The sequence below is a fragment of the Streptomyces longisporus genome (genome assembly GCF_039532765.1).
In the GTDB taxonomy this organism is placed as follows: domain Bacteria; phylum Actinomycetota; class Actinomycetes; order Streptomycetales; family Streptomycetaceae; genus Streptomyces; species Streptomyces longisporus.
This window is the reverse complement of record NZ_BAAASG010000006.1, coordinates 295754-320194: the sequence shown is the minus strand read 5'-3', so window position 1 is coordinate 320194 and position 24441 is coordinate 295754. Positions and strand designations below refer to the sequence as shown.

General features: G+C 69.2%; 21 protein-coding genes and 3 pseudogenes. 13 read left to right on the top strand and 11 right to left on the bottom strand.

What is annotated here, in order from left to right; genetic code table 11:
* Positions 1 to 408: 408 nt before the first annotated feature.
* Positions 409 to 1032 (bottom strand): annotated as a pseudogene (locus ABD355_RS11340) (transposase); the annotation flags it as partial.
* 155 nt (positions 1033 to 1187) lie between these two features.
* Between ABD355_RS11340 and ABD355_RS11335 the strand changes: the two are divergent.
* A pseudogene (locus tag ABD355_RS11335) lies at positions 1188 to 2423 on the top strand (IS701 family transposase).
* 78 nt (positions 2424 to 2501) lie between these two features.
* On the opposite strand, the gene ABD355_RS11330 reads toward ABD355_RS11335, so the two are convergent.
* Positions 2502 to 2987: a VOC family protein gene (locus tag ABD355_RS11330; protein WP_344400057.1), complete on the bottom strand. Its 486-nt coding sequence runs from the start codon at positions 2985 to 2987 to the stop codon at positions 2502 to 2504.
* Positions 2988 to 3161: 174 nt separating this feature from the next.
* Here ABD355_RS11330 and ABD355_RS11325 point away from each other — a divergent pair, with 174 nt between their 5' ends.
* A complete protein-coding gene (locus tag ABD355_RS11325) occupies positions 3162 to 3500 on the top strand; it encodes a hypothetical protein (RefSeq protein WP_344400056.1) in 339 nt (112 codons plus the stop codon).
* Between the two features lie 583 nt (positions 3501 to 4083).
* Here the strand turns inward: ABD355_RS11325 and ABD355_RS11320 are convergent.
* On the bottom strand, positions 4084 to 4731 hold the full coding sequence (locus ABD355_RS11320) for a TetR/AcrR family transcriptional regulator (protein WP_344400055.1): 648 nt from the start codon (positions 4729 to 4731) through the stop codon (positions 4084 to 4086).
* Positions 4732 to 4857: 126 nt separating this feature from the next.
* Here ABD355_RS11320 and ABD355_RS11315 point away from each other — a divergent pair, with 126 nt between their 5' ends.
* Together ABD355_RS11315 and ABD355_RS11310 are read left to right on the top strand one after the other, a co-directional pair.
* Entirely contained in the window at positions 4858 to 5889 is a 1032-nt protein-coding gene (locus ABD355_RS11315) for a medium chain dehydrogenase/reductase family protein (protein WP_344400054.1), read from the top strand.
* Positions 5890 to 6023: 134 nt separating this feature from the next.
* Positions 6024 to 6527 (top strand): nuclear transport factor 2 family protein, encoded by a 504-nt coding sequence (locus ABD355_RS11310; protein ID WP_344400053.1) that lies wholly within the window; start codon positions 6024 to 6026, stop codon positions 6525 to 6527.
* A 569-nt stretch (positions 6528 to 7096) separates the two neighbouring features.
* Here ABD355_RS11310 and ABD355_RS11305 read toward each other — a convergent pair.
* The 3 genes from ABD355_RS11305 to ABD355_RS11295 form a co-directional block, all read right to left on the bottom strand.
* Positions 7097 to 7459 carry a hypothetical protein gene (locus tag ABD355_RS11305; RefSeq protein WP_344400052.1) on the bottom strand — a complete coding sequence of 121 codons (363 nt, stop codon included), beginning with the start codon at positions 7457 to 7459 and terminating at the stop codon, positions 7097 to 7099.
* Between the two features lie 196 nt (positions 7460 to 7655).
* Positions 7656 to 7952, bottom strand: a complete 297-nt coding sequence (locus tag ABD355_RS11300) for a hypothetical protein (RefSeq protein ID WP_344400051.1) — start codon at positions 7950 to 7952, stop codon at positions 7656 to 7658.
* 95 nt (positions 7953 to 8047) lie between these two features.
* Positions 8048 to 8170, bottom strand: a complete 123-nt coding sequence (locus ABD355_RS11295) for a hypothetical protein (RefSeq protein ID WP_344400050.1) — start codon at positions 8168 to 8170, stop codon at positions 8048 to 8050.
* A 346-nt stretch (positions 8171 to 8516) separates the two neighbouring features.
* Here ABD355_RS11295 and ABD355_RS11290 point away from each other — a divergent pair.
* Positions 8517 to 9314, top strand: a pseudogene (locus ABD355_RS11290) (IS5 family transposase).
* A 9-nt stretch (positions 9315 to 9323) separates the two neighbouring features.
* Here the strand turns inward: ABD355_RS11290 and ABD355_RS11285 are convergent.
* On the bottom strand, positions 9324 to 10793 hold the full coding sequence (locus ABD355_RS11285) for a multicopper oxidase family protein (RefSeq protein ID WP_344400049.1): 1470 nt from the start codon (positions 10791 to 10793) through the stop codon (positions 9324 to 9326).
* Between the two features lie 936 nt (positions 10794 to 11729).
* Between ABD355_RS11285 and ABD355_RS11280 the strand changes: the two genes are divergently transcribed.
* The gene (locus ABD355_RS11280; RefSeq protein ID WP_344400048.1) at positions 11730 to 11903 is read left to right on the top strand and encodes a response regulator; all 174 of its coding nucleotides are present in this window, start codon (positions 11730 to 11732) and stop codon (positions 11901 to 11903) included.
* Between the two features lie 377 nt (positions 11904 to 12280).
* Here the strand turns inward: ABD355_RS11280 and ABD355_RS11275 are convergent, their stop codons facing one another.
* The 3 genes from ABD355_RS11275 to ABD355_RS11265 form a co-directional block, all read right to left on the bottom strand.
* The gene (locus ABD355_RS11275) at positions 12281 to 12652 is read right to left on the bottom strand and encodes a CocE/NonD family hydrolase C-terminal non-catalytic domain-containing protein (protein WP_344400047.1); all 372 of its coding nucleotides are present in this window, start codon (positions 12650 to 12652) and stop codon (positions 12281 to 12283) included.
* Between the two features lie 430 nt (positions 12653 to 13082).
* Complete coding sequence (locus tag ABD355_RS11270) at positions 13083 to 14603, bottom strand: carotenoid oxygenase family protein (RefSeq protein ID WP_344400046.1); 1521 nt, start codon at positions 14601 to 14603, stop codon at positions 13083 to 13085.
* Positions 14604 to 14637: 34 nt separating this feature from the next.
* Positions 14638 to 16101, bottom strand: a complete 1464-nt coding sequence (locus ABD355_RS11265) for a benzaldehyde dehydrogenase (protein ID WP_344400045.1) — start codon at positions 16099 to 16101, stop codon at positions 14638 to 14640.
* A 247-nt stretch (positions 16102 to 16348) separates the two neighbouring features.
* Here ABD355_RS11265 and ABD355_RS11260 point away from each other — a divergent pair, with 247 nt between their 5' ends.
* From ABD355_RS11260 to ABD355_RS11230, 7 genes are all read left to right on the top strand, one after another.
* Positions 16349 to 16843: a VOC family protein gene (locus ABD355_RS11260; protein WP_344400044.1), complete on the top strand. Its 495-nt coding sequence runs from the start codon at positions 16349 to 16351 to the stop codon at positions 16841 to 16843.
* A 4-nt stretch (positions 16844 to 16847) separates the two neighbouring features.
* Entirely contained in the window at positions 16848 to 18524 is a 1677-nt protein-coding gene (locus ABD355_RS11255) for a bifunctional 3-(3-hydroxy-phenyl)propionate/3-hydroxycinnamic acid hydroxylase (protein ID WP_344400043.1), read from the top strand.
* Positions 18521 to 19363 carry a fumarylacetoacetate hydrolase family protein gene (locus ABD355_RS11250; protein WP_344400041.1) on the top strand — a complete coding sequence of 281 codons (843 nt, stop codon included), beginning with the start codon at positions 18521 to 18523 and terminating at the stop codon, positions 19361 to 19363. Before ABD355_RS11255 ends, ABD355_RS11250 begins: the two co-directional genes overlap by 4 nt.
* 84 nt (positions 19364 to 19447) lie before the next feature.
* Positions 19448 to 20233 (top strand): IclR family transcriptional regulator, encoded by a 786-nt coding sequence (locus ABD355_RS11245; RefSeq protein WP_344400040.1) that lies wholly within the window; start codon positions 19448 to 19450, stop codon positions 20231 to 20233.
* Positions 20234 to 20385: 152 nt separating this feature from the next.
* Positions 20386 to 21267 (top strand): SDR family oxidoreductase, encoded by an 882-nt coding sequence (locus tag ABD355_RS11240; RefSeq protein WP_344400039.1) that lies wholly within the window; start codon positions 20386 to 20388, stop codon positions 21265 to 21267.
* A gap of 29 nt (positions 21268 to 21296) precedes the next feature.
* On the top strand, positions 21297 to 22046 hold the full coding sequence (locus ABD355_RS11235; protein ID WP_344400038.1) for an SDR family NAD(P)-dependent oxidoreductase: 750 nt from the start codon (positions 21297 to 21299) through the stop codon (positions 22044 to 22046).
* Between the two features lie 21 nt (positions 22047 to 22067).
* On the top strand, positions 22068 to 23750 hold the full coding sequence (locus ABD355_RS11230) for a thiamine pyrophosphate-binding protein (RefSeq protein ID WP_344400037.1): 1683 nt from the start codon (positions 22068 to 22070) through the stop codon (positions 23748 to 23750).
* Between the two features lie 28 nt (positions 23751 to 23778).
* Here the strand turns inward: ABD355_RS11230 and ABD355_RS11225 are convergent, their stop codons facing one another.
* Complete coding sequence (locus tag ABD355_RS11225; RefSeq protein ID WP_344400036.1) at positions 23779 to 24378, bottom strand: hypothetical protein; 600 nt, start codon at positions 24376 to 24378, stop codon at positions 23779 to 23781.
* Positions 24379 to 24441: the final 63 nt, after the last annotated feature.

Genomic DNA, 24441 nt, shown 5'->3' with positions numbered 1-24441 from the left:
GCAGCGCTTCCGTGGCCCGGGTGGGTCTGCCAGGAGTTCGAGGACGTCGATGCCGTAGTGCGTGGCGACCCGCCTCGCAGTCGGTCAGACTCCAGGCCGCGGTGCCGGACTGACGGCGGCTCACCTGGGCCTGGCTCCTATCCTGGGCGATGCGAACGTCCCGGCCGAAGCCGTCACCCTGGTACAAGAGGCTCTCGTAGCCCAGGGAGCTCCAGACGACTGTGGGGCCCTGGCCCGCCACCTACTTCAGGGGCACCCCATGTGGGGCGCCGCCGCCTGGACGTACGACGGGGACGAAGGCGCCTGGATCTGCGAAGGCCAACACAGCCCACGCAAGACGCCGCTGGATGATCACCTCCCGGACTCGCAGCGCGCGGCCCTGCAGGACTGCCTCACATCGGCGGGCGGTTAGGCGGCACTGGCTTCCGGCGTCGGCGTGGCCACGGGGAACGCCGTGTGCTCGTCGAAGAGTTTGCGGTGCTGGAGGCAGTGATAGACCTGTCCGATCACGCGATTGAAGAGGTTGCGCTGGGCTGCTGCGTGCCAGTCTCCGTGTTGCCGTCGTTGCCGGTAGTGGCTGTTGGCGCCAGTGGAGGCCCGGAGGGAGGCGAAGGCCCAGAGGTAGTCGGCGTGACTGAGCCGATCGCTCTTCACCTGCAGTGATGGACGATTTCTTGCCGGAGGCCCTGGTGACGGGTAAGGAGCCGGCGTAGGCCTTCAGGCCGCGGGCGTCGGCGAAGCGGGTGCGGTCGTCCACGATCTCAGCCAGGATCCGGGCGGCCAGCTGGATGCCGAGCCCGGCGAAGCTCAACAGGATCTCGGTGTCCGGGTGCTGAGGGAACGCTCTTGCACCGCCTTCGCCAGGTCGTCGACGGCGGTGCAGGCGGCGTTCAGCTGGATGAGGAGGGCGAGCATCTGCTTGCCGAGCGCGTCCTCAACTTGCGGTGGCTGGTGGGCCCACTCGGCGCGGAAGATGTCGCGGAGCCGGTCTGCCTCCGCCTCGATGCCGCGTTTGCGGCCGGCCCGCTCAATACTCCAGCTGCAGATCGTGATCTCACTGGTGGGGGCGGTCCGAGAACGGGTGCGGCCACCGCTGATCATCGTGAGTTGTGTGGACTTACGAAGAGACGGTGGTCGCAGGTCACAGCATAAATCCCGGCCGTTGGCGGGAGGCGTTCGAGGTGGCCATGAGCCGTATCGCGGGTCGGTTTGCCCGGATCGAACCCCGGTTGCGGGCCGGGCGGTTGGCGCTGGGGCTGCTGTCGGACCTCCCCCGCAAGAACTGCTGGACAATCGCGGAGTGGGCGGGGGAGAAGACCCCACACGGCATGCAGCACCTGCTGTGCCGTGCGTCCTGGGACGCCGATGCCGTGCGCGATGACGTCCGCGAGTACGTTGTCGAGCATCTCTACGACGAGGCGGCGGTGCTGGTCGTGGACGAGACCGGCGACGTGAAGAAGGGCACCCGCACCGTCGGGGTCCAGCGCCAGTACACCGGCACCGCCGGACGGATCGAGAACTCCCAGGTCGCCGTCTATCTCGTCTATGCGGGCGCCCGCGGGCACGCGGCAGTGGACCGGGAGTTGTATGTCCCACGCTCCTGGACTGCCGATCCCCAGCGATGCCAGGCGGCCGGGCTGGGCGAGGACACCGCCTTCGTGACCAAGCCGGAGGTGGCCCGCGTGATGATCGAACGGTTCCTGGACGCCGGACACCGCATCGACTGGGTAACCGGCGACGAGGTGTACGGCGGCAACCCGAAGCTGAGGGCGGCTCTGGAGGAACGCGGCATGGGCTACGTGCTCGCCGTGGCCTGCTCGGCCGAAGTGGACACCAAAGCAGGGAAGTTCCACGCCGACGCGCTGGCGGCGAAGCTGCCCAAACGAGCCCGGCAGAAACTGTCGGCCGGACGCGGCGCGAAGGGGCACCGCTTCTACGACTGAGCCGTCATCGACCTCGCCGACCCGGCGCCGGGCTACCGTCAGCTGCTGATCCGGCGCAACGGCACCACCGGTGAACTCGCCCACTACCGTTGTCATTCCACCAAGTCGGTCCCGCTGAGCACCCTGGTCAAGACGACTGGTTCCAGGTGGCGGGTGGAGGAAACCTTCCAGGCCGAGAAGGGCCTGGCCGGGCTCGATGAGCACCAGGTCCGCCGATACCCCTCCTGGGGCCGCTGGGTCACCCTCGCCATGCTCGCCCCCGCCTTCCTCGCCGTCGTCCGCGCCGACGAAAAGGCCCACCACCCCGGGCCAGGTGGGCTGATCCCACTCACCTGCAACGAGATCCAGCGCCTGTTCATCACACTCGTTGTCCAGCTCGTCCAGGACGCGGATCACCGACTCAGCTGGTCCCTCTGGCGACGTCGTCACCAGGCCCGATCGCGGGCCGGCCATTACCGGTGGCAAGCAGCCCAGGCATGACCGAGCGGTTCAGTCGGCGAGTTCCGTCAGGTACGGCGCTCGGTATTCGGTCCGGATCACCGCGCGTACGGCGTCCAGTCACCCGGCGGTGGCCAGGCGGCGCCGAAGCTCCTCCTGCGAGACGTCTTCCACGTGGGTCAGAAATACCCATATGTGACCTGAAGGGTCCTTGAGGATGACAGTGCGGTCACCGTGGAACATGTCCTTCGGCGGCTGGAGGATCTCAGCGCCGGCGGCTTCTGCGCGCTCCGCCAGGCTGTCGACGTCCGGCACGAAGACATGCAGCGTGACGGACGTGCCTCCGCCGAGCGCGGCAGGCGCAGCGAAGGAGGCGGCCTCCGCCTCGTCCACGCTGGCGTCGCCCAGCATCAGGGCCGACCGTCCGATGGTGATCTCGGCGTGCAGAATCCCACCGCCCGGAGCGTCGATCCTGAAGTCCTCACGGGCGCCAAACGCCCGCTGGTAGAAACCGATCGCCGCGGCGGCGTCGTCGACCATGATGTGCGGAATCACGGCATAGCGGTAGCGGTCGGGGATCTCGATGTGGTCTGTGCGCTCGGTCACGGCGAACCTCCTTGAAAAGGCACCGCTGGTCGGTTCCTGCGGCTATGGAAGGAACCTAGAAGCTCAAGTTTGGTTGAGGTCAAGCGTCGACGTGGCCCTGCAAGTCCTGCCTGCAGAGCACCTGCAGGCCCCGCCCTGCCAATCGGAAGGCACAGCTCGCCCACTCGAGTGCTCATGAGCTTTCCCGGCGCCCAGGCGCTGGAAGCACTCCGCGCCGAGGCGTACCAGGGCTTCCTGAGAGTCATCGGCCGCGCCAAGGACAGCGGGCAGCTGCGCGAGGACTTCATCAGCCGGGACCTCGTCCTGCTCCTGATGGCCAACGCCAGGGTCCTCAGAGCCACCGGCGACGCCGCCCCGGACGCCTGGCGCCGCCTCGTGGCGTGGATGATTCAGTCCTTCCAGACCCCGGCTCGCGGACCGCTACCGGACCGGCCGGAGGACGCCGCTCTGTACGAGGCCATGCGGCGTGTCGCCCACGGCATGGGCTCCTCCAAGACCGGGAATCGGCACTGAGCGATCGGCCGGTGCCGCACCGTTGGCTCGCTGGCACGAGCTGGCTGCGCCCCTGTCACACGGACCAGAGCCTCCGCCGCCGTCTGCGCCGAGGAAATGGACAACCTGGTGAGACGGATGCACCGGGCTGCAGGGTGAGACAGACAGCGAAGCACCAGGTCAACGATCTGACCCATGCCGTCGAACGCGAGAACCTACAGCCTAAAAGCACCACCGGCACCAGGCACCCGAGTATCAGTAGCCCGTCACCGCAGCGGCGGTGTGCGCGCCAGCACGAGACCTGCCGTGGTTGACATCAGAACCTGCTCCTGCCCCCCGGGGCCCGCTGCTCGGTACGGGGTATCGAGCAGGGTCCAGCGCCCGACCTCGATCAGCAACCGGCTGTTGGACGCCACCCTGGAAAGGCAGTGAGGTCAGGACGCGAGTCGAAATGTTCACTGGTTTCGACAGCACCACTCACAGCGCCGCCCCTGACTGCGCGGTACTTTCGGCGTTCACGACCTGTATCTGGCTGCGTCCCTTGCGGCGCCTCATTTTTGGGGTAACCGTCGCGTCGCATGACGCTGCTGCGCCGTCGTTGCTGTCAGTGGCCCGCGATGGCCTCTGCCTCGGCAGTGTAGAGCCGGGCCGGGTCGAAGCCCATGCCGGTGAAGTGGCCGGCGAGTTCGAGGGACAGGACGCCGTGGAGGCGGGTCCAGAAGGTGAGGGCGCGATGCAGCGCCGATGGGCCGGCAGGGTGCGGTGCCGCCCAGTCCCGGTGTTCGTCCAGGTGCGTTTGCAGCGGTGACGGCGTGGCGGGGGTCTGTTGGGCGGTGCAGGCGTCGAGGAGGACGGCCATGATCTCCGAGGCGATCCGGGTGGTGTCTTCGGGGGCTTGGTAGCCGGGCACCGGGGTGCCGTAGACGAGGAAGTATCGCTGCGGGTCGTCCAGGGCCCACCTGCGCAGGGCGTGCGCCAGGTCGCTGAGATCGGCGCCGGCCTCGGCGCGGGCGCGGAAGGCGGTGGCCAGGCTGCGGTAGGCGTCCCTGATGAGCTCGGTGATCAGCTCGTCGCGGTTGGCGAAGTACCGGTAGAGGGCCGGTCCGCTCATGCCGATCTGCTTGGCGATGGCGTTGAGCGAGAGAGCGGAAGCCCCGGCAGTGGCGATCTGCTCCCAGGCGTGCTTCTTGATTTCCTCCCGTATCTGGGCGCGGTACCGCTCCCTGGGAGTCCTCGCCTCCAGCTCGCCCACAACCTGCCTCCCGTGCTCTCACCACGTCGTTAGTTAGAACCTATCACGAACGCTCTTGACTCTCACAGAGAAGAGAGTTAGAACTTCTAACGAACACAACAGCTTCTCTCGAAAGGAGGGGTGTCCGTGAGCAGCGAACGCCTCGTCCAGGTCGTTCTGCCAGGCATCGTGGCCCCGGAGGACCTGCGGATCCGCCACGCGGCCGTGCCGGACCCCGGCCCGGGACGCATAGTGATCGCCATGGAGGCGACCGGCGTCTCATTCGCCGAACAGCAGATGCGCCGCGGGCGCTACTACGACCAGCCGCCGTTCCCGTTCGTGCCCGGCTACGACCTGGTGGGCCGGGTGCTGTCGACCGGCCAGGGAGTCGACCCGGGCCTGGCCGGACGGCGGGTGGCCGCGCTGGTCAAGGTCGGCGGCTGGGCCAGCCACGTGGTCGTCGACGCCAAGGACGCGGTCGAGGTCCCGGACGGCCTGACCGCGGCTCAGGCCGAGACCGTCGTCGTCAACGGCATCACCGCCTGGCAGATGCTGCACCGCACAGCCCAAGTGCGCGCCGGGCAGAGCGTCCTGGTGCACGGCGCCAGCGGCGGCGTCGGCTCCGTCCTGGCCCAACTCGCCCGCGCAATCGGCGTGAAGGTGATCGGCACGGCCTCCGCCCGGCACCACGCCGCGCTGAAGGAACTGGGCGTCACCCCGGTCGACTACCGCGCCGCAAACGTGCCGGCACAGGTCAGGGAGCTGGCCCCCGGTGGAGTTGACGCCGTCTTCGACCACGTCGGCGGCCGCAGCGTCATCGACTCCTGGCACCTGCTCGCCCCCGGCGGCACCCTCGTCGCCTACGGCAGCGCCTCCACCCGCGACGACTCCGGCTCCAAGCAGTGGCCCGTGCTGAAAATCCTCGCCCGCACCTGGATGTGGAACACCCTGCCCAACGGCCGCCGCGCCCACTTCTACAACATCTGGGCCGGCCGGACGCTGAACAAGGACCGCTTCCGCGCCCGGCTGCAGACCGACCTCACCGAAGTCTTCGCCGCCGTCCGCCGCGGCGACGTCACCCCCCGCATCGCCGCCCAACTGCCGCTCGCCAGAGCCTCCGAGGCCCTGCGCCTCGCGGAGTCCGGCACCGTCACCGGCAAGGTCGTCCTGACTCCCTGACCCGCACAGTCCCGGGGCACCACCGTTGGGCCGCGCCCCGTCACGCTCCACCGCCACCGAACCTCGAAGCACGCTCAAGGCACCCGAACACCCGCATCCCTCACCCCACGCACATCACCCGGAGGACCGACGCCATGAAGCTCCGCCCGACCCGCGCCATGACCACCCTGATCTGCGCCGCGGCCGCCATCACCGCACTCGGCACCACCGCCTTCGCCGCACCCCCCACCGACCGGCACCTGCCAAAGATCGTCGCCGACTGGTCCACTGCCTGGAACGGCACCGACCCCAACGCGCTCGGCACCTTGTTCACCCCCGGCGGCATCTACACCGACCAGGCCATAGGCGTCACCTTCCACGGCCGCCAGGAGATCACCGGATGGAAGGCCCGCACCGACAACCTCATCGACAACGTCCACGTCACCGTGCACGCCACCCACCGCGACGGCGACCACCTCACCATCGAGGCCGTCTACTCCGGCCACCTCAAAGGCGCACCCACGCCCTTCGCCGTGCCACTGGCCACCCTCCTCACCCTCGACGGCCGCCAGATCACCTCCGACCAGGACTTCTACAGCCTCAACGCCGTCCTTGCCCAGTCCGGCCTCCCCGCCGGCTGGACCCCGCCCACCCCCTGACCCACCAAACGACCCACAGCTGACAGCAACACACCACCGGAACGCGCCGCCCAACCGCCGGAAGGCGCGTTCCGTCACCGTTCCTGCTGGACTGTCGACCTCCCATGTGCTGTCGTGAACACCGAATACGGCGCGCGCCAAGCACCTCCCAATGTCGTGAGCACTTACTGTCCAATCTGGCGAACAAAGCCAGACGGACCTGTCCCAGGGCAGGCTTGAGGCGTGTCGCCTTTCTCCTTGTCCGCCGTGCTGCTGGTGGGGAACCAGCAAATCCCGGTTGAGACCGAGCTGGGTGAGCTGACACCGGCCCAAAGTCCGCAATGGGGCGGCCTTCTGCGGGGTGCGCGGGAGCCGCTCGCTGGCGCGGGGCAACAGGGCCAGGATGCCCGGTTGCGTTTCCCCGACGGGCGGGAACGCATCGTCCGGCTGACGGGTGCGCCGCGGACGGACGACGACGGGCGCCTGATCGTGGCCTTCCTGGGCGAGGGGACGCCCCCGGCAGGGGCATGTCGCCGACATGGCGCGGCCCGTGGCGACCGATTTGATCTTCGCGTAGGTCAGCATCGACATCAGGATGTGCTGTCTACTGCCCGGCAGTCGGGCGAGCCCGGCAACGATTGTGCCGGAGGGACGCCCAGCAGCGCGCCAACGACTTGGCCGTGGGAGTCCCGCGCGACCAGCGGCAGGGACAGCTCGCCCGCCGCCCGCTGGAGGCCTCCCGCTGCCGCCGCCCTCACGAGAGGTTCGGCCAGGTCGTCGCCCGCAAGGCCGTCCAACAGCCACGTACCGCACTCACCGCGAGCGAGCGCTTCCAAAAGGCCGGCCTCCAGATCGTCGTCGGCCGCCTTCAGCAGCGTGGTCATCGCGTCGGCCTCCGCCGGCACCGCGAAACCGATACTTACGCTGCCGAGCCCGGGAACCCCGTCGAGCATCTACTGTCGCGTCAGCCGTTCCGGCCTCGCTAACGAGGCCGTCGTCGCCGTCCGCTTCTTCGCCTTCTTCTTCGCCATCCCGGAGATCTACCCGCCTCAGGTCCTGCGGGCCCGGAAGTCACGATTGGAACCCCGGTGCCGAGTTGACCAGCCATGCTCGGGCGGGTAGCCGGGATCGGCGCTTGAGGGGGCGTGGTCAGGGGGTATCGCCGGAGTAGTAGAAACGACAGCTCACACCCGGGCCGGGCGTGCGGGGTTCACCGGGGCGCGGGTCGTACAGGGCGCGGCCACCGGGCCACCGCGACAGCTCGGTGGACAGGGCAGCACCGTCGTCGACTTCCTCCGACCGCCAGCCCGTGATGTCGAGCAGCAGCCCGTCCAGCGGCCCGCCTATGAGCGCGGCGTACGTCTGCCACGGACGCGGGCCGGGATCGGGGTCGTCGTGGTCGAAGCCGTAGACCCGGCCGCGCAGCAGCTGCTCGTCTCCGTTCATGCCGTCCAGCCTTGCAGCCGCCACCAACAATGCCCGCGCGGCGGCGGGCCCGGCCCGTGCCTCCTTTCACTCAGGCTGGGCCGGACCCGCCACCCTCACCGCGCCTTCGGCAACACGTCCAGGGAGAAGCGTTCCTCCCTCGCGGCTGGGCTGGCCACTTGCCACACCGGCTCTTCGGGCCCCTTGCGGGTCAGCTGCGCCAGGGTCGTGATCGCCACGATGAACCGGTAGTTGACGCTGTGTACGTGGCGGGCGCGCTCGAGGAAGGCGGCCCCCTCGGTGCCGGGGCCGCGCGGGGCTGGCGCCGTCCCGTGTCGACACGCTCCTCAGCCCCGGTGAGGGCGCGCCGACACGGAGTGACCACACCGGCCTCCGCCCCATCGCGGCAGCTGGTCTCACCGCCCGCCACGGCCAGGCGGTGCCGTCTGCTCACGCGCGTGCGTCCGTGACGGCGGCAGTACGGTGACCGGCCCAACTCCGGCTCGGCGGACGACACGTCGCGGCCGCCGACGTCGACGGCCCGACACCATTTCAGTTGGCGTGATCTTGCGGCAGTCTGGAGCGATGACTCCTGCGCTTGTGGAGCGGATGGCGCCAGAGGACCTGTGGGAGCTGTTTCAGCGGGTAGTTCCACCAGCTCCGGAACGGCCGCAGGGCGGAGGACGGCGTCGGCGAGTGACCGCGAGGTACTGGCCGCGATCATCTTCGTGGCCACCTCGGGGTGGACCTGGAACCAACTGCCGCCGGGCTTCGGGCTGTCAGGAGTGACCGCCTTTCGTCGGTTCACCAAGTGGTCCGAGGCCACGGTGCGGGCCAAGCTCCACCGCCTGGTCCTGGACGAACTCGACTCCCGCGGCGAGCTGGACTGGTCACGATGCGCCATCGACTCGGTGAGAGTCCGCGCCCTCAAAGGGGGCAGCTGACGGGACCCAATCCGACCGACCGTGGCAAGAGCGGATCGAGAATCCACCTCATCGTCGACCGCGGTGGCCTGCCCCTGTCGATCGGCATCTCCGCCGCGAACCTCCACGACAGCCAGGCCCTCATCCCGCTGGTCCGCGGTATCCCGCCCATCCGCTCGCGTCGCGGCCGCCGACGTCGACGGCCCGGCAAACTCCATGCAGACAAGGGCTACGACTACCAGCACCTGCGGCGCTGGCTGTCTCCCGCGGCATCCAGCACCGCATCGCCCGCAAGGGCATCGAGTCCTCCCGCCGGCTGGGCCGGCACCGCTGGGTCGTGGAACGAACGGTGTCCTGGCTATCGGGCTGCCGACGACTCCACCGCCGCTACGAGCGCAAGCCCGAACACTTCCTTGCCTTCACCGCCACCCTCATATGCCACCGCAGACTCACCAACTGAAATGGCGTCTTATCCAGTGCTGCCGGCAGCAATGACGTTCACGTAGCCCATCATTCCGTTGTCCTCGTGTCCAGTGATGTGGCAGTGAAACATCCATATCCCGGTGAAGTCCGTAAAACGGATCCGGATCACTACTTTGCCAGCTTTTCCATTGACTGCATGGGGAACGCTCACGGTGTCCATGTAGTCGGCGGGGGGCTGGGCGCGGCTGTTCACACTGAGGACCTGGAACGGTGCGATATGGAGATGGAACGGATGATCGTGCCCACTCGTGTTAGTGAGCGTCCATTCTTCGACCGTTCCGAGTGTGGCCGGTTTCTTGAAAGTCGGCTTCTTCATGTCGAACAACTTGCCATTGATCCAGAAGTTGTTGCCGCCGTCGTCACTCAGGGCCACGCTTCGGGATTGGGCGATGGGTTCTCCGGACAGATCGGGTTCGGATCCGGGAAGCGGCCCAGTGACCTGGGGCGAGGTGGCCATGCCCGACGGTGCCCCAGCGGCAGCCGACCCCGCGCTCTCGCGGCCCTGTTGGACATTGACCTTCATGAGGATGGTGTTGGGGTAGGAGTCGCCGTCACCCTCCGGCCCGGTCTTGTGGGCGAGGGTTCTGAGCCAGGTCGATCCGACGGCTCCGGCAGTCACCAGGACGTCGAAGCGTCCGCCGGGCGGAACCAGGAGGTGTTTCACCCGAGCCGGCGCTGCTGAGGGATTCCCGTCCTGGCCGACGACTGTGAAGCTGCCGCCGTCGAGCTGGAGATCGTAGAAGATTGCGTAACCTTCGTTCGCTATGCGCCACAACTGGGTTTCGCCGGCTTTCACGTTCAGCGTGGGCCGGTACTGACCGTTGACCAGGCGAACCGTCGGCGATGCGGGCTCCAGGACCCCGTCCGGGTAGACGATCGAGCTGGTTCCGCTGATCTGGGCGTCCTTGAGTGCCAAGGTATGAGCGGTGATCCCGCGGTAGGCCGGCGGCAACGATGCGCGGCTGTCCCCGACAATGATTGTTCCCGACAGCCCCGCCCCGATCTGGCTCTCGGTGCCATCGCAGCGAGCGTTCGCTCGGGCAGAGGACATCTCCATCCCCGGCATCGACTCGCCGTCCCTGGTGCACATTTCATGGTCGTGGTACCAGTACGTCCCGGGTACCTGGTTTGCGGGGATGTCGAGATGGTAGGTCAGAGTCTGACCAGGCTGAGCGGACAGCATGATGTTGTCCGCGCTTCCCTTCGGGGACAGGTGCATCCCGTGGAAGTGCAAGTTGGTTGCCGTACCAAGCTTGTTGGTCAGTTTCAAGGTGACATGCTGGCCAGGAACCACGTGAAGGGTCGGCCCGACGAGGCTTCCGTTGTAGGTCTCCGCAAGCACCTTCTTGCCCGAGATCATCACTTCTTTCTCAACCGCCGTCAGCTCAACCGTCAGATCCTCAGGGGTTGCCTTGTTGAGGTCGGGCGGTTCCACCAGCGCAGCGCCGGAAACCATTCCAGCCGCCTGCCGTTCGGTAGTCGGAAGTGGCTTTCCAGTAGCCGCCGAGTTTGGGTTTGCACCCCCGTATCCTGCGAGGTACGAAAACAGGAGAGTGACCCCGACAACGAGGACTCCGAGAAGGGCGATGGGCGATCGACGTACCGCCCGTCGCCTCCGTCCTCCGGCCTTCACCACGCCCGCTCCCCACCCTGTGTGCTCCACTCGTACACAAACGACTGCACGACCGCGCCCCTCCTTGGCTCGATTCCATGACGGCCCTGGAGACTTCCTGAGGAACCCTGAGGATTTGATGAGGGCAGGCGCGCGCGCCGTCCACGGCCCGGTCGTCACGCACAGCCGCGTGCGAGTAGTGGTGACCAGGGATGACCCGGTGCGGCTCCACCGGGACCTGATCGGCCGGGCAGCGGAGCCATACTTCGGCAGCGGGTCGGCCTCCAGGCGCATCGGGCCGGATTGCCGGCTCTCGCACTGACAGCGACCCTGGCAGCCGGGCAGCAGCGCACTCGGGCGTGCGGTACCACCAGCGCACCACGCTCCTGTGCCGGACGAGGCGAGTCGCGCGACGAACCCGGGGGTCCGGAGAGCTCACCGAATGCTCAGGTTTCCCCTGTGATGATCGTTCGTGTCAGCAGCAGCGCCGTCCGGTTCACCCCGGACGGAGAGTCGCGCCGCCGACTCTGTCGGTCCGGAGCCGTTGGCGGTCGTGGGCCGATGAGTGGCGGTGCCCTCCGATGAGACGTCCCCCTGGTCATCGGCGAGGCACCGCCACCCCGCCCCATGGTTCGACGTGGGCTGGGAGACCCGTCGATGGTGGAGAGGTTCAACGGTGACGACAGGGTTCAGCGGTGACGACAGGAAGCGACCGAGCCTGTGAGCGCATTCATGTCCTCGCCGAAGCCTCAGCACCTGTCGACGCCTATTCTGGCCGACATGCGCGTACTGGTGGTCGAGGACGACGATGATCTGCGTTTCGCCGTGGCTGCCGCACTGCGCGGCGGAGGACTGGCCGTCGACGAGGCCGGAGACCTCCCCGCCGCCGACGAGGCGCTGGTACATCACCGGCTACGACTGTGTCGTCTTCGACCGGATGACGCCGTCCGGTGACTCCGCGGAGTACGTGCACCGGATGAGGGCGGACGGCAGCACCGTACCGGCCCTCTTCCTCACTGCGCGCGACTCCGTCGACTACCTGGTCAAGCCCTTCGCCGTCCCGGAGCTGGTCGCCCGTGTGCGGAACCTGTGCCGGCGAATCACCGTGGTCCGGCCGTCGGTGGTCCGCTGTGGCGGACTGCAGGTCGACTCGGCCCGCCGCGACGGCGTCCTGCTTACGCTCACCGTCAAGGAGTTCGCCGTGATGGAAATCCTCGCCGCCCGGACCGGCGAGGCCGTACGGTGCACCGAGCTAATAGAGGGCTGCTGGGACGTGCTGACCGAGCCGAACTCCACGGCTTCGACCTCGCCGATCACCTCCCCATCCTCCTTCAGGACGCCACTGGTGTATGTGACCACGTCCGGCGGGCCTCCAGGCGGGAGTTGTCCACCCGGCCCGCGAGGTCGGGTGAGAACCGGGCCCCGCCGAGGGCGGGTGTGGGGTCCGCGGGGTCGTAGCGGTAGTTGTCGGGAGCCGACTCGCCGGGGTTCTCCGGTGACAGCGTGCCACCGGCCGGGAGGTGGAAGCGCTGCGGGGCGTACCCGGTGGGCGGCCAGGAGGCGAAGTCCCGCCACTTCTCCTCGCCCATGACGTACAGGCGTACGGGTGCGCGCTCCGGCGGCTGCTCGCCCCAGGCGCGAGTCCGAACTCCAGGGTCTGCGCCGCCGCTTCGGCGAAGACGCCCGTCGCTGCGTGCGGGCACGGGCCGACCGTGAGCCGGGCCTCGCGTCCCGCCGCACGGAGCGTCGTGAAGTCGCGCAGCTGACCGGGCAGGAACAGGTCGTATCAGCCACCCACCGAACTGACCGGCACGCTCACCTCCGCGACCCCGCGCGCCGACGGCCATGGCGGCGCTGTCGGCCTGCTGGGCCCGGCGCGGGGCCACCCGGTCGCGGATCGTGCTGATCCATGGGCGGCCGGACTGCCGCGCGGGCTCGGCCGGAGGGTGCGGGGGTTGCGGGCCTTCGACTCGGCCCGCAGCCTCGTAGGAAAGCCCGCACCTTCGTGGGAAAAGCGTCCTCGGCTCAACCCGGGATGCCACGTCCTCCGTCTCCGCTTGGCCCAGGACCGTCGAAGGCCGTGTCGCCGGTGTCGCGGCAGCGGAACCGAGGACCGTATCCGGAGCAACGCCACTACCGGCCGTCGCCTTTCGCTGCGATGGCCCGGTCCAGAACGTCGTGGTCGGCCCAGCTTCCGTGGAAGCCGAACGGCACCCGGCTGGGGAGCTTGACCCGGGCCAGCGGGGTGCGGCGCAGGTCGGCCGCGTCATGGACGAGGAGCTCGCTCAGGTCGGTGGCGCGGTTCCACCACAGCGAGAGCAGGTAGCCGTCGTCCTCGCCGCAGGCGTTCTCTCGGGCCACGAAGACCGGTTCGCTCGGGCTGGTCAGGCCGTCGGGTCCTTCAACGACGGTGGTGCGGTCGAGAAGGTAGTCGTGACGGGCGAGGCCGTCGGACATGGTGTCGTCGGCCAGGCCGCGCGTGGTGACGAAGTAGCCGTAGCGGTGCGGCCGACCTGTGTAGGCGTCGTTGATCTTGGGGAACTCGCCGAAGACGCCGCTGATCATCTCCTCCGTCGCCCGTCCGGTCGCCAGGTCGACACGCCAGCGGTAGGGCAGGGCCGGCGGGAACCACTCGTGGGAGCCCACGGGCGTGGAGAGACGGTCGACCGGGCTGCCGAGGCGGCTGATCCGGTGCCCGTCGACGATCAGCTCATCGTCCTGCTCGTAGGCGTTGTAGAAGTGGGTGTTGGCCCAGTGGCCGCCGAGCTCGTGCCAGGTGATCTCATGGGTGTGGCGGTTCATCAGGACGATCTGGACGCCATGTTCAAGGGAGTTCTCGTCCCAGACGACGCCGGGCCTGCTCTGGGCCACCAGGTCGAGGCGGAACTGGGCGGGCGTGACGAAGAAGATCGCGTACGTGTCGCTCACCGCGAAGTCGTGCATGAGGACCGGCACGCCGATGTCGAAGGAATGCGAGTCCTTGATCTCGGCCGTCTTCACGTCGGCGCGGTACCAGGTGATGGTGGGTCCGACCGCGGCGAAGAACAGCATGTCGCCGGTGTCCGGGTCGGTCTTGTAGTGGCCGGTGCATAGAATGTCGACGCCGCCGTGGAAGTCGTACGTGCCGAGGGTGCGGAGCGTCTCGGGGTCCAGTGCGTGCGGCAGTCCGCCGTCGAAGTAGACGAGCAGGTGGTCGTCGAAGAGACCGGCGTTGATGTTGGCCACGTTCTTGGCGCGCGGGGCGCCGTCGGGCAGCCTGCCCTGGGTGCCGCCGTTGACGAAGCCGCTGTAGATCGCCTCGCCGGCCTCCACCTCGACCTTCATCGAGTCGGTCTGGACCCAGCGGGTGCGGTAGGCGGCCCTGCCCTCGCGCAGGTAGACACCGCATACCATGCCGTCGCCCTCCCACCAGTGATAGCGGTCGGTGTTGCGGGGCTGGAAGCGGGGATTGGAGGAGACGCGGAACAGCGCGCCCGCGAGGTCGGACGGTATCTCGCCGTCCACCTCCAGGTCGTACGCCTCGTTCTCCTCCGTCCAGGGTGCGAAGGGGCCGTTGAGGAACCTGTTGCCGGTGTGCCAGTCGGCTCCGGCGCCGACGGGGGCGGGGCTCTCTCCGGTCCCACGGGGGACGACGGTGATGGGGTTCGCGGGCATGGGGCTCTCCGTGCGGGTCTGCGTGTCGGGGCGGTCAGAACGGGTAGCGCGGCAGTTCGCCGCGTACGGTGACCCACTGCTGTTCAGTGAAGGCCTCGAGGTTGGCGGCGGCGCCGCCGTGACGGGAGCCGGTGCCGGAGTCGCCGACGCCGCCGAAGGGGATGTTCGGTTCGTCGTTGACCGTCTGGTCGTTGATGTGGACCAGTCCGGTGGGCACGCGCTCCGCCAGGGCTAGACCCTTCGTGACATCCCGGGTGAGGATGCCGAGGGACAGTCCGTACTCGGTGCCGGCGGCGAGCCCGGCCGCCTCGTCCACGTCCCGGAAGAGGACGACGGGCGCCACGGGGCCGAAGATCTCCTCGGCGTAGGCGGGCGCGGTGAGCGGTACGCCGGTGAGCACCGTGGGCCGGTAGAACAGGCCCTCGTAGGTACCGCCCGCGACAAGCCGCGCGCCGGCCTCGACCGTGTCCGTGACGATGCCGTGGATCCGGTCGCGCTGCCCCGCGTCGATGAGCGGCCCGACGCCGACGTTCTCGCCGACCGGGTCCCCGACCGGGATCGCGTCGGCATGGCGGGCGAGCAACTCCGTGTACTCCTCGGCCACCGAGGCATGGACGAGGTGGCGGCTGCTGGCCATGCAGATCTGGCCGGCGTTGGCGAAAGACCCCCACGCGCCCACTGACGCGGCCTGCTCCAGGTCGACGTCGTCCATCACGACCAGCGCGGAGTTGCCACCCAGCTCCAGGTGGACGCGCTTCAAGTGCCGGGCGGCGGCGACGCCGATGGCACGGCCGGCCCTGGTGGAACCGGTGAACGCGATGACGGGGATCTGCGGATGTTCCACTACGGCTGCTCCGACGTCCGCGCCACCAGGCAGGACGTGCAGCAGCCCGGGGGGCAGGCCCGCCTCTTCGAAGACGCGGGCGAAGGCGACGCCGCCGCTGATCGCTGTGCGCGGGTCCGGCTTGAGGATGACCGCGTTGCCGAGAGCGAGCGCCGGGGCCACGGCCCGCATGGCCAGGATGATCGGCACGTTGAAGGGAGCGATGACGCCCGCGCCCCCGACCGGGACCCGGCGGGAGAAGGACAGCCGCTCCTGTCCGGAACGCAGGAGCTCTCCATACGGTGCCCCGGCAAGGGCGGCGGCCTCGTGGCACTCCTCCACACCGCCGCTGGTGACCTGCAGGGCGGCGAACGGCCGGACAGCGCCGGACTCACGCATCAGCCAGGTCTCGATCTCGTGCTGATGCTCCTCGAAGAGCCGCGCGGCGCGACGCAGTACGGCGGCTCGGTCCGAGTACGGGCGGGCGGCCCACTCCCGCTGGGCGCGCACCGCCCGCTCCACCGCCTTGCCGACGTCCGCCGGGGTGGCCGAGCCGACGCGGCCCAGGGTCTTGCCGGTGGCCGGCTCGATGGCGTCGTACTCCTCACCCGAGCCATTGATCCACTCACCGGAGAAGATGCGACCTTCCCAGGTGCTGCTGTCCAGAAACGTCATGGCGTCCCGTTCCAGTAGTGCGTTACGTCGCAAATGTAGCGATATGAACTATTCCGATGCGGCCACCGCGTCTCATATAACCGGAGCCCTGTAGCGTTTAATAGGACGCTGCACCCATGAGGGGCCTCTCGTCAAGAGGCGAGCCCATCCGCGCCCTCCCGGGGTAGGAGTCCGTTGACGTTGACACACCGCTCGATCTACTGTCCTGTAAAACGCTACATGCATCCTAGGAAAGGAGACATGGACTATGGCCATCACCGGGCTGGGCCACACCGGCTTCTGGGTCGACGACCTGGAGACGATGCGCGACTTCTACAGCCGTGTCCTGGGGCTGACCGTGACCGACGAGGACGAGGAACTCGGCATCGTGTTCTTCTCCTCGTGCCCCGACGAGGAGCACCACGAGTTCGTCCTGCAACGAGGACGCACCGCCCCTCCCGGTGCCAAGCTCACCCACCAGGTCTCCTGGCGAGTGGACTCCCTGGAGACGGTCATCGACTTCCACCGCCGGTTCCGAGCCGAGGGCATCGAGGTCCAGCAGGAGGTCACCCACGGCAACGCGATCGGGATCTACTTCTTCGACCCCGAGGGCAACCGCAACGAGGTCTACCTCCGCATCGACCGCGACGTACGCCAGCCCTTCCGAAAGACGATCGACCTCGACCTGCCCCCCGAGGAGATCTTCGCGGAGGTCGAACGGCTGCTGACCGAGGGCGGCCCGGCCTACCAGCCGGTCCAGTAGTCCCGTGCCCACGACATCCGAGACGCCACCTGTCCTGGTCGTCGGCGCCGGACCGACCGGGCTGACGGCCGCCCATCTGCTGGGCTCGCGGGGCATACGGGTGCTGCTGGTCGAACGCAACGCCACCACGAGCGACGACGCCAAGGCGATCAGCCTCGACGACGAGTCCCTGCGCACCCTGCAGTCGGCCGGCGGCCTGGACGAGGCGGTCTACCCGATCCTGGTGCCGGGCACCGGGACGAGATACTTCGGCGTGGGCGGGCGGCCGCTCGTGCACGCCCGGGGCACTGGCGACCAGCGCCTGGGACATCCGTTCAAGAACCCCTTCGCCCAGCCCGACCTGGAGCGGGTGCTGTGCACGCAGCTGCGCCGCCTGCCGGGCGTCGACGTCCGTTTCGGCACCCGGCTGACCGCCCTCGCCCAGCACCCCGACCGGGTATGCGTGTCCCTGCGAACAGGCGGCGAGGACGGGCCGGTCGAGGAGTTGGACGTCTCGTACGTCCTCGGCTGCGACGGCGGCCGCAGCACCGTGCGCGACCTGCTGTCCATCCCCATGCACGGCCGCAGCTTCCCTGACGTGTGGCTGGTGGCCGACACCCTTGAGGACACCCACGACCAGCGTTACGGCATGCACCACGGCGACCCCGACCGACCTGGCGTCATCGTCCCGGGCCAGGACGGGCGTTGCCGCTACGAGTTCCGCCTCAAGCCGGGCGAGTGCGAGGCCGGTGCCTCTCCCCCGTTCGCTCTCGTGCGGGAACTCCTGCGGCCCCACCGGGAGATCACGCCCGACCAGATCGAGCGCGCGGTCGCCTACAGCTTCCACGCGTTGCTGGCCGACCGGCTGCGCGAGGGCCGCTGCTTCCTGCTCGGCGACGCCGCGCACATGATGCCGCCGTTCGCCGGCCAGGGCCTCAACTCAGGGGTGAGGGACGCGGCCAACCTGTGCTGGAAGATCGCCGAGGTGTTGGCGGGCCGGGCCGGTGACGCGCTGCTCGACACCTACGACACCGAGCGGCGCCCGCACGCCCGGGCCGTGATCGACCTCTCCGTGCGGCTCGGCCGGATCGTCATGACCACCAGCCGACCGCATGCGCTGCTGCGCGACGCGCTGGTGCGCACGGCCATGCACATCCCGCCGGCCCGCCGCTACCTCACCGAGATGCGTTACCGCCCCAGCGCCCGGATACGGGAGGGAGCCGTCGTCCCGACGGACGGCGCGGGCGGTGGACTCGCCGGCGCGATGCTGCCGCAGCCCCGGGTGCTGCACGGGCCGCACCACCGCCCCGCACGGCTCGACGACGTCCTCGGACCGGGCTGGAGCCTGCTGGGGATCGGCGTGAGCGACACCGACTGGGCGATCGCCGTGCGGGCCGGCCTCCCCGAGGCCACCGCCGTGGATGTGTTCCTGGACGACCGCACGCCGCGTGACCGGGCCGGCCGAACGGGGATCGCCGGCGCCGACGGCCGGCTCGACGCCCTCTTCGCCGGGCTGACCGGGTCCTTCGTCCTCGTACGTCCTGACCGGTTCGTGGCCGCCGTGTTCGCCCCCGATCGGGCCGAGTACGTCGGCGTGACGCTGCGGCGCTTCGCGCCCTCCCGCCCCGCCACGGGCGCCACCACCCCCACCTCCGATCCCGCCCCCGAGACCCCGTACGACTCCCCAGGAGTACCCCGATGAGACTGAGCACCGTACGTATCGCCGACGACCGTGTGGCCTCCGCCGCCCGGCAGGAAGGTGACGAACTCGTCCTGCTGCCCTACGCAGACGTGGGTGCGCTGCTCGCCTGCGGCGACGACTGGCACGAGCGCGCGGCCTCCGCCGACGGCGAGCGCCTGCCCCTGGCCGGGGCGTCACTCGCCCCACTGGTCCCCCACCCGAACAAGATCGTCTGCCTGGGTCTCAACTACGCCACGCACATCAAGGAGATGGGCCGCCCCACCCCCACCCATCCCACCCTCTTCGCGAAGTACGACGGGTCCCTGATCGGCGCCAACGACGACATTCACATGCCGCCGGTCAGCGACGACCTCGACTGGGAAGCCGAGTTGGGCGTCGTCGTCGGACGCAGTGGCCGCCATGTGCCACGTGAGAAGGCCCTGGAGCACGTCGCCGGCTACACGGTCGCCAACGACGTCACCGTACGGGACTGGCAGCACCGCACCCGGGAGTTCCTCTCCGGCAAGACCTTCGAGGCCACCACCCCGGTCGGACCCGTGCTCGTCACCCCCGACGAACTCCCGCCCGGCGCCTCGGGGCTGGACATCTCCTGCAGCGTCGACGGCCGCACCATGCAGATTTCCAACACCGCCGACCTGCTCTTCGACGTCGCCGACACGATCGCGTACGTCAGCACCATCATCACGCTGCTGCCGGGCGACCTGATCCTCACCGGCACCCCGGGCGGCGTAGGTGCGGGCCGCGACCCGAAGGTGTTCCTGCGTCCCGGCCAGGAGCTGGTCACCGTCGTGGAAGGGGTCGGAGAACTCCGTAACACCGTCGTCAAGGACCTGCTGTGAACCATGACCACAGGACGACCGGCGCCCCTGCGCCGGGTCGGCACGGGCTCCTCCGGCCCGCCCCCACCCGCTAGAGTCTCTCGTATGTCAGGAAACACGTCTCCCAGCTACCGCGAGCGCAACTCCACGGCCGACCGGGCGCTGGACATCCTGACCATGTTCGACGACGTCCATCTCGTCGTCTCCGGAGCCGCCGTGGCCGAGCGGCTCAGCGTGGCGCGCTCCACCGCGTACCGGTACCTGCAGAGCCTGGTGGCCGCGCGTTTCCTGGAAGAAGCCCCGGGCGGCGGCTTCCGGCTCGGCCTACGCGTGCTGGAGATCGCCCGACTGGCCCGCCGCAGTTACGGTCTCTCGGAGGTCGCGGTGCCGTCGATGGAATCGCTCGCCGAGGAGGTGCACGAAACCGTGCTGCTGACTCGGCGCACCGGTGACCTGGTGGTCTGCGTGGACCGCGCGGAAAGCACCCGCGCGGTGCGGATCTCGTACGAGCGCGGCAGCGCCCTGCCGATCAACGCCGGCGCCTCCGCCCTCGTCCTGCTGGCCTGGTGCCCGGACGACGAGGCCCGCAGGCTGCTGGAGAACACCGAACTGCACCGCTTCACCTCGGCCACCCTCACCGACGTCGACGCCCTGATGGAACGCCTCGGCCGGATCCGTCGCATCGGCTACTCCGTCACCCGCGGCGAACTGGATCCCGACGTGGTCGGCATCGCCGCCCCGATCCGGGACGAGAACAAGCAGGTGGTCGCGGCGGTCAGCGTGGCCGCCCTCGCCTCCCGGGTCTACCCGGAGGCCGAGACGGAGATCGCTCAGAAGGTCCTGGCCACCGCGCAGGAGATCAGCGAGCGGATGGCCGTCGTCGCGGGCTGACCCCTGGTCCTGCTCGGTCCGGGGTCGGCGCGGCGAGCCGTGCCAGGGATCGACCGTGCGCCAGACGCGCACTTTCCCTATAGGTCCTATTTTTCAGTATTTTGCATGCCTTTTTCAGGACATTTAATCCCCCTCCGGGAAGGAATGCACTTATGCAAGACCTGGCGGGCAAGACCGCCTTCATCACCGGCGGGGACAGCGGCATCGGCTTCGGCGTGGCGCAAACCCTGTGCCAAGCAGGGATGAACGTGGTCATCTGCGGTGTCGTCGCAGAGTCCCTCACGGGCGCGCAGCGCGAACTCTCGCGCGTCGGCCGAGCCGAAGCCGTCACTCTCGACGTGCGGGACCGAGAGGCGTTCACCGACCTCGCCGACCGTCTCGACCGCGACTACGGCGGCGTGGACGTGCTGGTCAACAACGCGGGTGTCGGATTCCTCGCGCCGGCGGTCGAGGCGAGCTTCGAACAGTGGGACTGGGTTCTCGACATCAACCTCACGGGCGTGTTCAACGGGATCCGGACCTTCCTGCCACGCATGCTGGCCTCCGGCCGTCCGGGGCACATCGTCTCGACCGCGTCGATCGGCGGTCTCCTGGGTACGCCGGGAGCGCTCTACGCGGCAGCGAAGTTCGGTGTGGTGGGGCTGATGGAGGCGCTGGCAGCCGAGCTCCGGGACAGCCCGGTGAAGGTGTCCGTCCTGACACCGGGGATCGTCCGGACGAACATCCACAACGGCCCGCCGCCCCCGGGCGACGCGCTCCCGCACCTACCGGGCGGTACCGCCGGACCTGACCTGAGCCTGGCGGCGATGCAACCGCGGGAAGTCGGCGAGCGGGTCCTGGAGGCCATCCAAGAGGACCGGTTCTATGTGCTCACGCACGCCGAACACCGGGAACTGCTCGCCCGGCGCTTCGACGCGATCCTCGCGTCGGTCCCCACCGACGAGGGGGATCCGCGCCGGGCCGCGGTGGAGCGGGCGGTGCTCGCCAACCCGGTCTACGACGAGATCCTGGCGGCTGCGGAGTCCCGGCGATGACCACGCACGGTACGAACGAAGTGGGCGGCATGAACGGATCAGTCGTGCTCGTGACCGGTGCCGGCTCGGGAATCGGGCGGGCGGCGGCGGAGCTGTTCGCCGGGCGCGGTGCCCGCGTCGTCGCGGCGGACCGCTCCGGATCCGCCGCCGAGACCGCCGACGCGATCGCCGACGCGGGCGGCAGGGCGATCGCCGTCCAGGCGGACGTGTCCGTCGAAAGTGATGTCGAGAGGATGGTCGCGGCGGCGGTCAGCACCTACGGCACCCTGGACGCCGCCTTCAACAACGCGGGCATCGCGCCGCCTGTGGGGCCGTTCGAACAACTCAGCACCGCGAGCTGGGAGCTGTCGTCCTCGGTGAACCTGCGTGGCGTGTGGCTGTGCATGAAGCACGAGCTGGCCGTCATGGTGCGACAGGGGCACGGCGCGATCGTGAACACCTCGTCGGTCGCCGGCCTGGTGGGCAACGCCGGCGGGGCCGCGTACTCCGCGGTCAAGCACGGCGTCATCGGGCTGACCAGGTCCGCCGCCGCCGAGCACGGCCGGCACGGCATCCGGGTCAACGCCATCGCCCCCGGCCTGACCCGCACCGGAATGCTGCGACAACTCGAGGAACTCGACGAGAACCTCGACGCCGACGTCGTCGCCTCCCAGACCCCGCTCGGCCGCGTGGCCACGCCGCAGGAGATCGCAGAAGCCGCGTACTGGCTCGCTTCCCCACGGGCCAGTTTCGTCACCGGCCACGTCCTGGCCGTCGACGGCGGCGAAACCTGCGTCTGACGTCTGGAAAGGAAGCACTCCATGCCTCTCGTGTCCGGCGGCGACCTCGTCGTCCGTCTCCTTCAACAGGCCGGTGTCGACCGGATGTTCGGCATCAACGGTGCACACATCGATGCCGTGTACCAGGCCGCGCTCGACCATCGGCTCCCCATCGTGGACACCCGGCACGAGATGAACGCCGGCCACGCCGCGGAAGGATATGCGCGGGTGCGCAACGCCCTCGGTGTCGCGCTGCTCACCGCCGGCGGAGGGTTCACCAACGCCGTGACCTCGATGGCCAACGCGCACCTGGACCGCACCCCCGTGCTCTACCTCGCCGCGTCCGGGCCGCTGGCCGACGACCAGACCAACACGCTGCAGGCGGGCCTGGACCAGGTGGCGATCGCGACGCCCGTCACCAAGTGGGCGCACCGGGTGACGCGCGCCTCGCTGATCCCCCGCATCCTGGCCCGCGCGATCCGCACGGCGCTGTCCGCGCCCCGCGGGCCCGTCCTGGTCGACATCCCCTGGGACGTGCTGACCGAACAGGTCGACCTGCCCGACCTGGCGACGGAGCTCCTCCACGGTGCCGACCACGGGCCCGGCCTCTCACAGGCTGGGGCGGACCGGATCCTCGCGCTGCTGTCGGAGGCTCGTCGGCCGGTGATCGCAGTGGGGTCCGAGGTCCCGAGATCCGGCGCCGGCGGCGAGGTCCGGGCTTTCGCCGAGCGACTCGGCGTGCCGCTGCTGTCGGACTACGAGGGTCTGGGCGCGATCTCGCTCAGCCCCATGAACTTCGGTCTCGTGCAGTCGCTGCACGGCCTCCCGGCCGGAGCGGAACCCGACCTGGTGATCATGGCGGGACTCCGGTTCGGCCTCACGACCGCGCACGGCTCCGGCGCGCTGATCCCGCGTATCGCGCGCGTGGTGCAGATCGATCCCGCCGGCGCCGAGCTCGGACACCTGCAACCGGTCGCGCTGTCGGTCGCCGCCGACCCGCTGCCGGTGTTCCAGGACCTCAACCGGGTGCTCGCCGTCAGGCAGGCGGCCGCCCGTCCTGATCTGGCCGACTGGCGGGACACGTTGCACGCGCACCTGCGGCGACGGCGCGAAGCCGTGGCCGCTCAGGTCGTCCAGGACGAGCGCGTACACCCCTACGACGCGGTACGCGTCATCGCCGAAGCCCTGCCCGATGCCTCGGTGGTCGTCGCGGACGGCGCGCTGACCTATCTCTGGCTGTCGGAGACGATCTCCTCGGCACCGGTGTCAGCGTTCCTCTGCCACGGCTATCTCGGGTCCATGGGCGTCGGCATGGGCATCGCGCTGGGAGCACAGGCGGCTGTCGAACCCGGCACGAACGTCGTCCTGGTGACCGGTGACGGGTCCGTCGGCTACAGCCTCGGCGAGTTCGACTCGATGGTCCGCGCCGGGCTCGGGACGGTCGTCGTCGTGCTGAACAACCGGGCATGGGGTGCCACGCTGCACGCGCAGGAGATCGTGCACGGCAAGGACCGGGTGGTCAACAACCGGCTGGAGAACGGCTCCTACGCCGCCGCCGCGATCGCGCTCGGTGCGGACGGCTACCAGGTCCGAACCCTCGACGAACTCGCGCCGGCCCTCGCGAAGGCCCTGCGCAACGGGCGGCCGTCCTGCGTCGAGGTCCACGTGAGCCTCGATCCGATCCCGCCGGAGGAGCGGGTGATCATGGGCGGCAGCCCCTTCTGAGTTGCCGTACCCGAAGGGGCGACGAAATTCAGTTCGCGACCGCTCGGGGCCACGGCTGGGCCTCGAGCAGGGGTGTGAGCAGCTCCCGTGCCCTCTCCGGCGTGATCACGTCGGCGGGGTCCAGCTTCTCGACGCGCCTGCTGGCCGTGTCCTCGTAGATGTGCTCGCCGGTGAGCCGTGCATCGGCGTCGTACGGCCAGAACGACGCCATGTAGTGCGTCAGTTGGTAGAAGGCGTCGGGCTCGTCGATGTCCTCGCCCTGCTCGGCGAGGACCCGGCCCGGTATGTGGTTGCCGAAGTACGACTCGATGGCCAGGCCCCAGTCGGCCACGGCGATACGCTCGCTGATCGGGCCGAAGACGTTCAGCCTCGCGTCCACCATGCCTGCGTAGAAGCGTCCGATCTCCTCCTTGCCCCGCAGGTGCAGCGAGGCGCCGTTCTCGTTGACACGGTAGAACGGCTCGTCCACGACCATGTCGGGCTGGAGGATCTCCTGCCAGCGGCCGCACAGCTCCAGCAGCGCGTGTCTGCGGAAGTTCAGCAAGATGGCGCGCTGACGGGGGTTCTCCGTCTCTGCGAGCAGGCGGTCGGGCTCCTTGACGGCGTTCCGCACATCGAAAACGCTCACGGGCAGGTCCTAACTCTCAAGTCGCGGGTCTGCATTTTCAGGCCTGGTTGCCCCAACACGAGC

Coding starts and splice junctions, on each gene's coding strand:
- ABD355_RS11325 (WP_344400056.1), top strand. CDS start 3,162: ATGAGCTTTCCCGGCGCCCAGGCGCTGGAAGCACTCCGCGCCGAGGCG.
- ABD355_RS11310 (WP_344400053.1), top strand. CDS start 6,024: ATGAAGCTCCGCCCGACCCGCGCCATGACCACCCTGATCTGCGCCGCG.
- ABD355_RS11305 (WP_344400052.1), bottom strand. CDS start 7,459: ATGCTCGACGGGGTTCCCGGGCTCGGCAGCGTAAGTATCGGTTTCGCG.
- ABD355_RS11300 (WP_344400051.1), bottom strand. CDS start 7,952: ATGAACGGAGACGAGCAGCTGCTGCGCGGCCGGGTCTACGGCTTCGAC.
- ABD355_RS11285 (WP_344400049.1), bottom strand. CDS start 10,793: ATGGTTTCCGGCGCTGCGCTGGTGGAACCGCCCGACCTCAACAAGGCA.
- ABD355_RS11280 (WP_344400048.1), top strand. CDS start 11,730: ATGCGCGTACTGGTGGTCGAGGACGACGATGATCTGCGTTTCGCCGTG.
- ABD355_RS11270 (WP_344400046.1), bottom strand. CDS start 14,603: ATGCCCGCGAACCCCATCACCGTCGTCCCCCGTGGGACCGGAGAGAGC.
- ABD355_RS11265 (WP_344400045.1), bottom strand. CDS start 16,101: ATGACGTTTCTGGACAGCAGCACCTGGGAAGGTCGCATCTTCTCCGGT.
- ABD355_RS11260 (WP_344400044.1), top strand. CDS start 16,349: ATGGCCATCACCGGGCTGGGCCACACCGGCTTCTGGGTCGACGACCTG.
- ABD355_RS11250 (WP_344400041.1), top strand. CDS start 18,521: ATGAGACTGAGCACCGTACGTATCGCCGACGACCGTGTGGCCTCCGCC.
- ABD355_RS11245 (WP_344400040.1), top strand. CDS start 19,448: ATGTCAGGAAACACGTCTCCCAGCTACCGCGAGCGCAACTCCACGGCC.
- ABD355_RS11240 (WP_344400039.1), top strand. CDS start 20,386: ATGCAAGACCTGGCGGGCAAGACCGCCTTCATCACCGGCGGGGACAGC.
- ABD355_RS11235 (WP_344400038.1), top strand. CDS start 21,297: ATGAACGGATCAGTCGTGCTCGTGACCGGTGCCGGCTCGGGAATCGGG.
- ABD355_RS11230 (WP_344400037.1), top strand. CDS start 22,068: ATGCCTCTCGTGTCCGGCGGCGACCTCGTCGTCCGTCTCCTTCAACAG.